General features: G+C 71.0%; 11 protein-coding genes. 8 read left to right on the top strand and 3 right to left on the bottom strand.

Going from position 1 to position 12,690, the window contains the following annotated elements; all coding sequences use genetic code 11:
- The first annotated feature begins 23 nt into the window (after positions 1-23).
- Positions 24-968, top strand: coding sequence for a G5 domain-containing protein (locus C3B71_RS12440; protein ID WP_073328245.1), 945 nt, complete (start codon positions 24-26; stop codon positions 966-968).
- Between the two features lie 50 nt (positions 969-1,018).
- On the opposite strand, the gene C3B71_RS12435 is transcribed toward C3B71_RS12440, so the two are convergent.
- The gene (locus C3B71_RS12435) at positions 1,019-1,531 is read right to left on the bottom strand and encodes a hypothetical protein (RefSeq protein WP_146752324.1); all 513 of its coding nucleotides are present in this window, start codon (positions 1,529-1,531) and stop codon (positions 1,019-1,021) included.
- A gap of 911 nt (positions 1,532-2,442) precedes the next feature.
- On the opposite strand from C3B71_RS12435, the gene C3B71_RS16825 reads away from it, so the two are divergent.
- From C3B71_RS16825 to C3B71_RS12415, 4 genes are all read left to right on the top strand, one after another.
- Positions 2,443-3,264, top strand: a complete 822-nt coding sequence (locus tag C3B71_RS16825; RefSeq protein WP_108968451.1) for a resuscitation-promoting factor — start codon at positions 2,443-2,445, stop codon at positions 3,262-3,264.
- A gap of 119 nt (positions 3,265-3,383) precedes the next feature.
- Complete coding sequence (rsmA, locus tag C3B71_RS12425) at positions 3,384-4,337, top strand: 16S rRNA (adenine(1518)-N(6)/adenine(1519)-N(6))-dimethyltransferase RsmA (RefSeq protein WP_073328253.1); 954 nt, start codon at positions 3,384-3,386, stop codon at positions 4,335-4,337.
- Positions 4,334-5,299 carry a 4-(cytidine 5'-diphospho)-2-C-methyl-D-erythritol kinase gene (locus tag C3B71_RS12420; RefSeq protein ID WP_108968449.1) on the top strand — a complete coding sequence of 322 codons (966 nt, stop codon included), beginning with the start codon at positions 4,334-4,336 and terminating at the stop codon, positions 5,297-5,299. The genes rsmA and C3B71_RS12420 overlap by 4 nt, the downstream gene beginning before the upstream one ends.
- The gene (locus C3B71_RS12415; RefSeq protein ID WP_108968448.1) at positions 5,299-7,155 is read left to right on the top strand and encodes an ABC-F family ATP-binding cassette domain-containing protein; all 1,857 of its coding nucleotides are present in this window, start codon (positions 5,299-5,301) and stop codon (positions 7,153-7,155) included. The genes C3B71_RS12420 and C3B71_RS12415 overlap by 1 nt, the downstream gene beginning before the upstream one ends.
- A gap of 16 nt (positions 7,156-7,171) precedes the next feature.
- Here the strand turns inward: C3B71_RS12415 and C3B71_RS12410 are convergent, their stop codons facing one another.
- Entirely contained in the window at positions 7,172-7,756 is a 585-nt protein-coding gene (locus C3B71_RS12410; RefSeq protein ID WP_073328261.1) for a hypothetical protein, read from the bottom strand.
- 62 nt (positions 7,757-7,818) lie between these two features.
- Here C3B71_RS12410 and C3B71_RS12405 point away from each other — a divergent pair, with 62 nt between their 5' ends.
- From C3B71_RS12405 to C3B71_RS12395, 3 genes are all read left to right on the top strand, one after another.
- The gene (locus tag C3B71_RS12405; protein ID WP_234415911.1) at positions 7,819-8,547 is read left to right on the top strand and encodes an FHA domain-containing protein; all 729 of its coding nucleotides are present in this window, start codon (positions 7,819-7,821) and stop codon (positions 8,545-8,547) included.
- A gap of 160 nt (positions 8,548-8,707) precedes the next feature.
- Complete coding sequence (locus tag C3B71_RS12400) at positions 8,708-10,021, top strand: FHA domain-containing protein (RefSeq protein ID WP_234415910.1); 1,314 nt, start codon at positions 8,708-8,710, stop codon at positions 10,019-10,021.
- A gap of 100 nt (positions 10,022-10,121) precedes the next feature.
- Complete coding sequence (locus tag C3B71_RS12395; RefSeq protein WP_108968446.1) at positions 10,122-11,474, top strand: serine/threonine-protein kinase; 1,353 nt, start codon at positions 10,122-10,124, stop codon at positions 11,472-11,474.
- Positions 11,475-11,558: 84 nt separating this feature from the next.
- Here the strand turns inward: C3B71_RS12395 and C3B71_RS12390 are convergent, their stop codons facing one another.
- On the bottom strand, positions 11,559-12,671 hold the full coding sequence (locus tag C3B71_RS12390) for an RDD family protein (RefSeq protein ID WP_267896300.1): 1,113 nt from the start codon (positions 12,669-12,671) through the stop codon (positions 11,559-11,561).
- Between the last annotated feature and the right edge of the window lie 19 nt (positions 12,672-12,690).

Below are 12,690 nucleotides of genomic sequence, written 5' to 3'. Positions count from 1 at the left end.
GTCAACCGTTAGGAAGAATCCCCGTGGGTCGTCACTCCCAGAGCAGCTCCTTAAGCACAACGCTGGTTGAGCTTGGGGCACTGGCCTCAAAGAGCCTCACCAAAACCTCCGACGCACATGGCCGCCGTCGCGCCGACGGCCCCGCGAAGACCTCGATTTCGCCGGCGATGTACCGGGCGGGAGGGGTGGCCGCCACCCTGTCCCTGGCGGTTTCCGGCGGCGCCTACGCCGCCACCCAGTTCGGTGACTCCGGCGTCGCCCCCCTCACCGAGTCCCAGGCGCGCATGCAGGCCCTCGCCGCCTCCGGCGAGGACACCGCCGACGCCCTGGTAGTGGGCGGCGACGTCGCCGAGGTGACCGCGGTTTCCGAGGACGAGACCGATGAGTTCGAGCAGGTGGAGCAGGAGACGGATGCTCTGCCCGAGGGTGAGACCGAGGTGCAGACCGAGGGCGTTGACGGCGTCACTCGGGTGGTCTATCGCGTAACGAGCGTCGACGGCCAGGAGGTCTCCCGCGAGGTGATCTCCCGCGTGGTCGTCAGCGAGCGGGTCGACGAGGTGGTGCTGGTCGGCACCGGCACGGCTGCAGACACCAGCGGTGAGGACGCCGACACCGAAACCGAATCCACCACAACCACGGTGGCGGCTTCCGGTGACGGCACCACCGCTGCCTCCGCCCAGTCCATCGCCCAGTCGATGATGTCCTCCTACGGCTGGGACGACTCCCAGTTCACCTGCCTGGTCAGCCTGTGGAACCGCGAGTCCGGCTGGAACTACCAGGCCCAGAACGCCTCTTCCGGCGCCTACGGCATTCCTCAGGCACTGCCCGGCTCCAAGATGAGCTCCGTGGCCTCCGACTGGGCCACCAACCCCACCACTCAGATCAAGTGGGGCCTGGGCTACATCTCCGGGCGTTACGGCACCCCCTGCTCCGCCTGGGCCCACTCCGAGTCCACTGGCTGGTACTGATCCCCGCCGCACTCGTCACCGCACCGGTCGCAACGGCCGGTCTCGGTGCGTTACATCCACCGGCCTCGGTGTGTTAGATGTGCTGGTCCCGGCGAGGACGTCGGCGGGATCGGCTGCTGTAGGGCGGCGCGGCGCGTTAGCGCCGCCCCCTCGACGGCCGCGACGATGAGCGCCACAACCCATGCGAGCAGGTACGCGAGTACGAGTCCGTAGCCGATGGCTCCTGCGGCGTCGGAGGACATGCCGGCTCGAGTGAGAATGCCGTCGAGCTCCGGCCAGTCGGTAAGTGCCGGCACCAGCGGAGGCCACAGCAGCGCCAGGGCGAGCACCACCAGCGCCGTCCGATTGGTCCACGGCGGCAGTTCCCGCCATGCATTGCTGTTGGGCGCCGCCGCGACACTGGCCAACAGCAGCTGCAGGAATAGCTGGATGAGCAGCGCGTAGGGGATGAAGAAGAGTTCCCACCCCACGGCGCCGTCAATCACGGATCCGATTACGGTCCACAACGGCAACAGCCCGCTGCACCACCACAGGTCCTTCACGCGCAACTGGATCACTCTCATATGGGCAGGTTAGGCGCGGCGTGAAAGACCGGCCATGGGGTGACCTGCCCATGCGCTGCCGCTCAAAACGCCTGGGGGCCGCCACTTCTACCGATCTCGGCACATAACCGGCTCTTCCGGTTTGTGGGTGTGGTGGGTGAGGGTGGGAGCTGTCAGCTGGGGTGCGGGGTGCGGGCCTGGTCGTTGATGCCCGCGCCGCCGGGTGCAGGCCGGCCGGGTTGTCTGGTGTGTTTTCCCGGGTGGGATCTGGCGCGTAGGTCGGCGCGGGCCCTGGCGGTTGGTACCTGTGGTTGACGGTTCGGCACTTAGCGCCGGCGATTCGTACCCTCTCGTGGCGGTTCGGCACCTAGAGGTACGTACCGTCCCATAGGAGTACGAATCGTTGATCAGAAGGTACGTACCGTCGTCGGAAGTGTCGAATCGTCGACCCGAGAAGGGTGCCCCGTCAGGCGAGCAGCCGAGTCCTCCCGCCCGGACCGCCGCATCCGAGAGGGTGAGGCCGGGACTCGCCGGGACTCGCCGGGGCTCGCCGCGTCCGCCGGGACCTGTTGTGGCCTGCCCGGGCTCGCGGCGATCAATCGCGCCCGCCCTACCCGTGCCTGCCAGAGCAGCCCCGCTGGAACGTCCACAACGACAGCCACCAGGCCCTCACTTGTACATCACCACACCCCAAAACGCGAAGAGCCACATAACCGGCTCTTCCGGTTTGTGGGTGTGGTTGGTGTTGCCGGCCTGGTGGGCTGGTTGGCGGCGGTGAGGCCGGCCGGGACAGGTGCGGGTTTGCCCGCTCGCACCGGCGCCCCGATCCGTGACTGACGTCATTGTCCGCTGCCGCGCTCTTCGTTAGCGTGAAGGCCAGTCGACGTCGAGTTCAAGGATTCGGTGGCGGCCGCCACCGACGAGAGGACCCCATGACACCCGTTAAAGATCTGCTTAAACCCGGCATGCTCCGCGCCGGAGGCGTCGCAGCGGCCCTGGCCCTGTCTGTCTCGGGCGGCGCCTACGCCGCGGTCCAGGCCGCCGCTCCGGGTGGTGACGCCGAGGCGCTCCCCGAAACCGCGGTGGTCGCCTCGGCGGCGAGTGGAGACATCGCCGCCGACGCGGACGCCGCCGATGTGCTGGTCGCGGGCGGTGACGCGACCGAGGTCTCCTCGGTATCCGAGGACGAGGTCGATGAGTTCAAGCGGGTGGAGCAGGAGACGAATGCTCTGCCGGAGGGCGAGACCGAGGTACAGACCGCGGGTGTGAACGGGGTCACCCGAGTGGTCTACCAGGTCACCAGTGTGGACGGCCAGGAGACCTCACGCGAGGTGATCTCCCGCGTGGTGGTCAGCGAGCGCGTTGACGAGGTGGTGCTGGTCGGCACCGGTTCCACCACCGAGGACACCGCCGAGGCCGCGGACGCCTCCGCCGCTGCTTCCGACTCCGCCAGTTCCTCTGGTTCCACGGCGTCCAGCTCGAGCAGCTCGACTTCCGGCAGCGCCTCGGCCGCCGACGACTCGGTGTGGGCGGCCCTGGCCCAGTGCGAGTCCGGCGGCAACGCGGCCACCAACACCGGCAACGGCTTCTACGGGCTGTACCAGTTCTCCCTGTCCACTTGGCAGGCGCTGGGCGGCACCGGCTACCCGCATGAGGCCGACGCCGCCACCCAGACCGCCATGGCCAAGAAGCTCCAGGCCCAGTCCGGCTGGGGCCAATGGCCGCACTGCGCCGCGCAGCTCGGCCTGCTCTGACCATCCGGGCGGCGCGGCACCGGCAACGCGGCGGTGCCGCGCCGCCCGGCCGTACCACCCCGCGCCGCCCAATTGGTCTCGCGGCGGCTCGATCACCGCGCCTGACATAGGCTGGGCGCGTGCCCCAATCCGACGCCCGCGACAGCGACCCCGGCCTCCTCGGCCCCGCCGACATTCGCCGCCTCGCCCGCGCCCTGGACCTGCGCCCCTCCAAGACGCGCGGGCAGAACTTCGTCCATGACGCCGGCACCGTCCGCCGCATAGTGCGCCTGTCCGGCGTTGCCCCCGGCGAGACCGTCCTCGAGGTCGGTCCCGGGCTGGGCTCCCTGACCCTCGCCCTGCTTCAGGCCGGCGCCCGCGTCATCGCCGTAGAGATCGACCCCGTGCTGGCCCGCGCCCTGCCGGTCACCGTGGCCGACCGCCTGCCCGACGCCGCAGACCGCCTGGCGGTGCTGGCCGCCGACGCCCTGACCATAACCGGGCCGCAATCACTGCCCGCCCCGCCGCCCACGCGGTTGGTCGCCAACCTGCCCTACAACGTGGCCGTGCCCGTACTACTCAACGTGCTCGCCGCCCTGCCCAGCCTGCGCACCGCCACCATCATGGTGCAGGCGGAGGTCGCCGATCGGCTCGCCGCCGCCCCCGGCTCGCGCACCTACGGGGTGCCCAGCGTCAAAGCCGCCTGGTACGGCGAGGTGCGCCGCGACGCCCGCATTGGACGCACCGTCTTCTGGCCCGCCCCCAACGTCGACTCCGCCGTCGTCACCCTCACCCGCCGCGAGCCCCCGGCCACCACCGCCACCCGCGAGCAGGTATTCGCCGTCGTCGACGCCGCCTTCGCCCAGCGCCGCAAGACCCTGCGCCGGGCGCTCGCGCCACTCGCCGGCTCGCCTGCGGCCGTGGAGGTGGCCGCCCGCGCCGCCGGCATCGACCCCGGCGCCCGCGGCGAGAGCCTGGACGTGACCGCCTTCGCCGCCCTGACCCAGGCCCTGGCCGAAGCCGGCGACCTGCCCGCCGCCCCGGGCGCCGCCGTCGCCCCGGCATCGACGCAACCGGATAGGAACCAGACATGAACCCACTGCACGCCGTTCCCGGGGCCGCCCCGCAGCCGCCCCGCTCCGGATCACTGACGCAGGTGCGCGTGGAAGCGCCCGGCAAGGTCAACCTGTTCCTGTCCGCCGGTGTCCCCGGCCCCGACGGCTACCATCCCCTGACCACCGTCTTCCAGGCCGTTCGGCTGATCGAGACCGTCACCGCGCGCCGCCAGGCCGCCGACCTGCGCGGCACCATCACCCTGACCCTGGCCGAGCCGGACCCCACCGTCCCCACCGACGCCACCAATCTGGCCGTGCGCGCGGCGGCCCTGCTGGCCGAAACCACCGGCGTGGGGGATGGTGTCGACCTGCTGCTGCGCAAGCGCGTCCCCGTTGCCGGCGGCATGGCCGGCGGTTCCGCCGATGCCGCCGCCGCCCTGGTCGCCTGCAACGCCCTGTGGGGCACTGCGCTCACCCAGGCCGAACTGTCCGGGCTCGCCGCCGAACTCGGCGCGGACGTGCCCTTCCCGCTGCACGGCGCCACCGCAGTCGGACACGGCCGCGGCGACCGGCTCACCCCCCTGCTGGCCCGCGGCACCTACCACTGGGTTTTCGCCACCTCCGCGCAGGGACTGTCCACCCCCGCCGTCTTCCGCCGCTTTGACGAGCTCACCCCCGTGGCCGCAGCCCCCGCCGATGTGCCCGCCGCGTTGACCGCCGCCCTGCGCGACGGTGACACCGCCGCCCTGGCCGCCGCCCTGCACAACGACCTGCAGCCCGCCGCCCTGGACCTGCGTCCGCAGCTGGCCGAGGTCATCGCCCTGGCCGAGTCCGCCGGCGCCCTGCGCGCGATCGTCTCCGGCTCCGGCCCGACCATCGCCGCTCTGGCACCCGACCCGACCACCGCGGCCGCCGTGGCCAACGCCCTGAATGCGTCTGGCCTGGTCGCCGGCGCCCTGCGCGCCGACGCCCCCATTTCCGGCGCCCGGATGGTGGGCTGATGGCGCACCTACTCGGCGTCGAATCCGTCCGCGCCACCGTCGGCCCCCGCATCCTGCTCGACGACGTCAACCTCGGCATTGAGGACGGCGACCGCGTCGGCGTGCTCGGCCCCAATGGCGCCGGCAAGTCCACCCTGCTGGCCCTGCTGGCCGGCACCCGGGAGCCCGACTCCGGCCGTGTCACCCGCGCCGGGGACACCCGCGCCGCGCTGCTGTCCCAGTCGGACCGGTTCGCCCCGGAAGCCACCGTGCGCACCGCCGTGCACGGTGCCGCCCCCGAGCACGCCTGGGCCTCCGACCCGGCGGTGCGCGACATCCACGCCGGCCTACTGGCCGACCTCGATCTGGACGCCCCGGTCTCCTCCCTGTCCGGCGGGCAGCGTCGCCGCGTCGCCCTGGCCGCCGTCCTGACCGCCGACGCCGACCTGGTCATCCTCGACGAGCCCACCAACCACCTGGATGTGGAGGGCGTCGACTGGCTCGCCCGCCACCTGTCCGCCCGCTTCTCGCGCCGCCGCGACGCCGGCGCCCTGGTCACCGTCACCCACGACCGCTGGTTCCTGGACGCCGTATGCAACCATGTGTGGGAGGTCGTACCCGGCGTGGACCCCGGCGGCAACCGCCCCCAGATTCCCGGGCGGGTGGAGACCTACGACGGCGGTTATGCCGCCTACGTGCTGGCTCGCGCCGAGCGCGCCCGCCTGGCCGCGACCGCCGCCGCCAAGCGCGAGAACCTGCTGCGCAAGGAGCTGGCCTGGCTGCGTCGCGGCGCTCCCGCCCGCACCTCCAAGCCGCGCTTTCGCATCGACGCCGCCGAGGCCCTCATCGCCGACGTGCCACCGCCGCGCGACACCGTGGAACTCGCCGCCATGGCCACCGCCCGGCTGGGCAAGAAGGTCATCGACCTGGAAGACGTCAGCGTTGACTACCCCGACCCCGCTGCCCCCACCGGGCGGCGAGAGGTGCTGCGCCGGGTCACCTGGCGACTCGCACCGGGCGAGCGCGTCGGCATCGTCGGCGTCAACGGCGCCGGCAAGACCACTCTGCTGCGGCTACTGGAGGGCACTCTCGCCCCCACTCGCGGGCGGGTCGTGCGCGGCCAGACCGTCGCCGTCGCCACCCTGTCGCAGACCACGCATGAACTCGACCCGCTGGCCGAGATGCGCGTGGTCGACGCCGTCGCCATGGTCGGGGAACGCACCCTGGTCGCCGGCAAGGAGCTGACGGCCGCGCAACTGGTGGAAAGGCTCGGCTTCACCCGCTCGCGCGCCTGGACGCGCGTGGGGGAGATCTCCGGCGGGGAGCGGCGCCGCCTGCAGCTGCTGCGGCTGCTGATGGGGGAGCCCAACGTGTTGCTGCTGGACGAGCCCACTAACGACCTGGACACCGACACGCTCGCCGCCATCGAGGACCTACTCGACTCCTTCCCCGGCACGCTCGTGGTCGTCTCCCACGACCGCTACCTGCTTGAGCGAGTCACCGACCACCAGGTCGCCCTGCTCGGGGACGGCGCCCTCCAGGATCTGCCCGGGGGAGTGGAGCAGTACCTGCAACTGCGCCGCGAGGCGTCCGACGCCGCACAGGCGGCCTCCCGACAGTCCCATTCCGCCCCGGCGGCCTCCGCGCGCAGTGGCGCCGCGCTGCATGCCGCACGCAAGGAACTCGCCCGCGTCGAGCGCCGCCTGGAGAAGACGACGGCCCACATCGACGAGCTGAACCGGCAGATGGAGCTGGCCTCGGCGCAGGTAGACGTGGAACAGCTCACCGAACTAGGCCGGCAGCTCGCCCAGGCCGAGGCCGAGCGGGAGGAGTTGGAGGCCCAGTGGCTCCAGGCCGCCGAAGCGGCCGAGTACTAACCGGCTGTTTCGAAGCTCACTGGCCGGGTGACTCGTTGAACACGTCCACCGGGGCCACCGCCTGGCCGAGGGAGACGATGTCATCCAGCGCGCCGGCCACCACTTCCGGGCTGGCCTTCCACGCGCGCATGACCAGGTCGACCGGAACGGTCGGCAGTCCCGCCATACGCAGCACGACCATGGCGCTGGGGTGGGCGGTTGTGCCCGGGGCGGTGTCCGTTGACACGGCCTGGAATCCGGCCGTCTGCGGCGTGGGGCGCAGCCGCTGCGGTTCGGACTGCGGAAGCAGGTCGGCGATCAGTGCGCGCTGGGTGGCCCGCCGCCCCTCCTTGGTGCCGTCGTCCTGAGCGATTACCAGGCTGAGGTCGACCGCGAAGATCTGATGCCCGCCCTCGCCGACGTGCAGCAGCCGCGCCAGGGAAACATCCCGCTCGGTGTGTCGCAGCTCCTCCAGCAGGTTCGCGAAGGCCGTGCGCCACTGGGGGCCGGTCATGTCGAGCATGCGGCTGCGGGTCTGCGCCTCCATGCGTGCCCACCCCGGCGGGGGAAACTCGGGGATGACGACCCAGCGGTCGAGGTTCGGGGAGACGGCGATCTGCATTGTGCTACTCCTTTAACAGGCCTGTGCAATATATCGGATGCGGCAGGACCTATGCTGTGTGGGTGGCCGACTCCGCTCCTTCACCGATCCCAGCCTCCCGGCGTCGGCGCGTGGTTAGCGGCATCGTGGACATCGCGATTATCGCTGCGGTCGGCATCCTGACGCCGCTGTCGCCCGCGGGTCGGCTGGCCGCGGGCCTGCTGACGGCGGCGCTGATGACTCTGGTGCAGGCGCTGACCGGTGCCAGCCCGGGGCAGTTGCTGACCTCGATACGGCTGCGGCGCGCGATCCGCCCCGCGGATCCTCCGGGGGCCGCGGCCGCCGAACGCGCCTGGCTGTTCACGCTGGCGGCCCTGCCGACATTCGGGGTGCTCCCGCTTGCCATGGTGGTGAGCATGGAGGCCGGCGGCTGGCACCGCACCTGGTATGACCGCATGGCTGGGACAATCGTGGTCGCCAAGGAGCGCAGCCCGGAACTGGTGCGGGTGGCGACGGCGAACGGGCGCCTGTTCACCGTGGCGCAGCCGACCGTGGTGGGGCGGGCGCCCGATCCGCTCCCGGGAAGGGCGAGCCGGCTATTGGTGGACTTCCAGGATGACCCATCGGTTTCCAAAACTCACGCGCTGTTGGAGCCGGTGCGCGGCGGCGTGCTCATAACCGACTTGTATTCGACCAACGGCACGCATGCGGAGGACGCCCACGGGGTTCATCGCTTGACTCCGGGGCGGGCACAGACGGTGGAACGTGGACGGCGCGTCTACTTCGGAGATGCCGAATGCACAATTCAGTAACGGCTTGGGGCGGGGGCGCCCGCTTCGGCCACAGACGGGTAGTTAGTGGTGACGGGTTACGCCGGCCATTGCGGTTGGCGCGGGTTGTCGCGTGTGAGACACTTCCCAGCAGGTGTGCCATCGCTTCGAGCCCACTGGACAACGGCTGTAAGGAGATAACGTGAGCGACGCGAACAACGAACGCGAGACTCTGTGGGCGGAAGGCGCCTGGAGCGCAGCCGTGACGCCGCGAGGGGTGTTGCTGTTGCCGCCGGAAGTGCCGGAGGAATTGGTGACTCAGCTTTGGCGCCTGCTGCGATCCCCCGACGGCGGCCTGACCGCAATTCTCGATCGACTCGTGATGGGCACCGGCGGGCACCTCGCCCGCATCCCCGACTTCGCACTGGTGCTGCTGGAGGACTCGGGGACCCACCTCGCCCTGCGCGGCACTCCGTCCCTGGAGGTTGACGGCCAGCGCCTCGACGCCGCCAAGGTGGCCACCTGGGTGGAGGCTTCGCTGCCCGGCGAACCCGGTATCTCGTTGTCCGTGCCCGGGCAGCCGGGGACAGTGCTGCGCCCCGTCGTCGACGCCGTACTGCGCGCCGGCAGGCTCCAGCTGGGCGCGCCCGACACCGGTTCCGCGGCGGAGAACACCGACAGCGAGCAGGCGGATGCCGCCGCCCCAGAGCCCGACATCCAGCCGGAGACGGTCGAGCCCGACACCCAGCCGGAGACGGTCGAGCCCGACGCGGCGCAGCCCGAGGTCGACTCCGGTGCGGGTGCCACGGACGACTCCGCCCCAGACTCGCCCCCTGCCGTGGGACGCGACTCGGAGGCAACCCCGGAGCCCGAGCAGACTGCGGAAAGCCAGGACCGCCCCGGTGACCACGACGGCTGGACGGTGGCAGACCTGCCCGAGGATCTCGTTGACGAACTCGGTCGGATGCTGCCGGACCAGCAGGAGCAGGCGGACTCTGGTTTAGCCGCGCCGTCGCCGGCGGCCCACACGGAGGTGCCTGAAACGGAGAACACCCGTATGGCCCTGTCGGTGGTGTGTCCATCTGGGCACGCCAACCCCACCAACTACGTCACCTGCCGCGAGTGCGGTGCCGAACTGACCCAGCCGGCGCGCATCATTCCCTGCCCGCCGCTCGGCCGGGTGCGCGTCTCCTCCGGCGGAGAGGTCGTGCTCGACCAGCCGGTGCTCGTGGGCCGGGAGCCGTCCCCGGACGGAGTCAGTGAACTGGGAGGCGCCACGCCGGCGCTGATTACGGTGCCCAGCCCGGAGCAGGTCATCTCCCGCAACCATCTGCTCATCCAACTCGACGAGTGGTCCGTGCTGGCTCGCAGCCTGTCCACCGCCAACGGCACCGTGCTGCGGCGCGACGGCGCCGCCCCGATGCGGATGCCCCCCACCGAGCCGGTGCTGCTGCGCAGCGGTGACATCCTCGACCTGGGCGACGGCCAGTCGCTGCTGCTGGAGGACCTGCCGTGACCCATGACCGCGAGGAGTCCCCTCCAGAAATCCCCGGATACACCTATCTGAGGGACCTGGGGCGGGGGGCTACTCGCGGGTTTACCTGTACGAGCAGCACATGCCACAGCGGGAGGTGGCCGTCAAGGTCATGAGTTGCGGCGTGGCTCTGGGCCCCGTCTCCCGCTTCGAGTCCGAGGCCAACCTGATGGCGCAGGTGTCCTCGCACCCGGCCATCCTGTCCATCTACGGTGCGGGTACGGCCGACGATGGGCGCCCGTTCCTGGTGATGGAGTACTGCCCGCCGCCGCAGTTGAGCACGGTGCTGCGCCGTGGGCCGCTGAGCGTCGCCGACGCCTTGAGCACCACCATTCAGATCGCCGGGGCGGTGGAGTCCGCGCATCGCGTCGGCATCGTGCACCGCGACATCAAGCCCGCCAACATCCTGTTCACCGCTTATCGTCGGCCGGTACTTTCCGACTTCGGTATCTCCGCCATGAGCGGGCCGCGCAGTGAAGGCGACGAGTTGCGCGGCATGAGCGTGCCCTGGGCGCCGCCCGAGCAGCTGGTCGGATCCCACCTGGCCGATCCGGCCTCGGACATCTATTCCCTGGCGGCGACCGCCTATGCGATGCTCACGGGCCGCAGCCCGTTTGAGATTCCCGAGGCCTCTGACTCTGTTTACGAGTTGTCGCGGCGCATCATCAAAGACCCGCTTCCGCCGCTGGGGCGCCAGGATGTGCCGCCGTCCCTGTACCGGGTGCTCAGCGTGGCGATGGACAAGGACCCTGCCCGACGCTACCCCTCGGCTCTGGCATTCGCACGAGCACTGCAGCAGGTTCAGGCCGAACTGGGCCTGCCCATCACCGCGGTGGATCTGTTCCACGCGGCCGGCGACGCTGAACCCATCCACGATGCCGACATCCTGTTCGACGATCCCAAGGCCACGCGCCTGGGCGTGTTCGAGCCCGTCGCAGAGGCCGAGACGCAAGTTCCCGTCGTCGACGTCCAGGCGACGGATGAGGAGCCGGGGGACGGAACGCGGCGCTCGCGGCTGTCGATCGGGATACTCGCCGCGATCGTCACGGTGGCGTTGGTCATTGCCGCCGTGGTCAGCTCACGCATGGCGGAGAACAGTCGGCCCGTCGCAACCTTCGCGACCCTTGCCCCGGCGGCCAGCGCCGACCCGCTGGGAGCATCGGTGACACCACCCCGCAACCTGGTCGGCAACCTCTCCGACGACGGTGCTACGGTCACGTTCACCTGGGAGGCGCCGGAGGAGGACTGGGACGGCAGCTTCCTGTATCGCGAGGACCTGGCTGGGGAGCGGGACCCCGCCATGCAGTCCACGCAGGCAACCACGGTCACTTTGCCGGCCCGATCGGGCAGCACCTGCATCGAGGTCTACAGCGTGCGTGCCGATGGCAGAACCTCCGCCCCTACCTCACTGTGTGTGAGCACGACGGCAGGGTAGGCGCAAAGCGCCGAGTAGTGGCGCGCCTTGGCAGGATGGGGCGGGCGCATGAGCGCCGCGGCCCGGCGGGGCCGGCGGCGGTCGTCAGCCCTCCACGCGGAAGGACGCCCGCCCGAGGATGAGGACCGAGCCGACCGGCGCGGGGGCCGGCACCTCCGGCTGCACCTGCCTGACGCTGCCCTGCTGCTCAACGCGGGTGCCGTTGGTGGAGTGCAGGTCCGTGACCCATAGGCCTCCGGGGACTGGGGCCAGGGCCGCATGTGTCTTGGAGATGGAGCGGTTGACGTCGGGCAGGATGACGCATGCCGCCTGCGGGTAGGCGGAAATGTTGTCCGGATCCCGGCCGACCACCGTGGGGGAGACCAGCGTGATCGGTGCGCCACCGTCCGCCGGCACGAGCCTGATTCGCACCGTCTCGGGTTCGGGCTTGCGGTGCGAGGTACGTCTCCGGCGGCGCGTGCCCCCGCTGGGCTGCGCCGGTTGCGTTTCGGAGCGCGCAGGCTCGGCGGCATGGGCACTGCGGCCGGCGGAGCCGACGGCGATGCCGGAGGGGGCGGTGGGGGCGTCATCGGTGGTGGCGTCCAACGCGGTGGGCACGGCCGACCAGGGCACCGAGTCGATGATCGCCGCCCGGCTGTTCGGCACGGAGGATGCCCTGGCGCTGTCGACGGTGTCCTGCACCTGCGTAATCGGGCCCCCGGATGGCATGAATGCGAAGCGCGCTTCTGAGAAGGGCCCGCGTGCGCCGGCTCCAGAGGTTGGGACGGCCTCGGGTTGCGAGGCGGGGACATGGTCAGGAGTGTGTGGATTCACGCTCACCATCCTGACGCCGGTGAGCCGATCATGCCAACCTCGGCCCTCCGGGTCCGCGGCAGCCGTGTACAGCAGCGCAATGGCGCCCAGTCCAAGCGTCGGTGCCACACATATGAAGGTGAGGTCCGCGTGAAGGAGCACGCCGACTCCCGGGGGAAGCCCGTTGCGGTCGTTGACCACACGCACATCCATGAGGCGGCCGCCCGGGCTCCAGCCGGTGCGCCCAAGGCCCACCTCGCGCACTGCCAGTACGATCACAGCCGCCAGCAGTGCCGCGATTACCCAACTACCGAGCCCGATCAGGTGTAGGAGCGTGGTGAGCACCGCGCCCGCCAGGGTACCCCCGGCCAGATCGACCAGCCCCGCGAGCACGCGCGCCCGGATGGGTGCCGGGCGGGCGGCG

The sequence above is a fragment of the Actinomyces sp. Z16 genome, assembly GCF_003111765.1.
GTDB lineage: Bacteria > Actinomycetota > Actinomycetes > Actinomycetales > Actinomycetaceae > Actinomyces > Actinomyces glycerinitolerans.
Note: the sequence above shows the minus strand (reverse complement) of the source record. Positions and strands in the feature narration are given on the sequence as shown.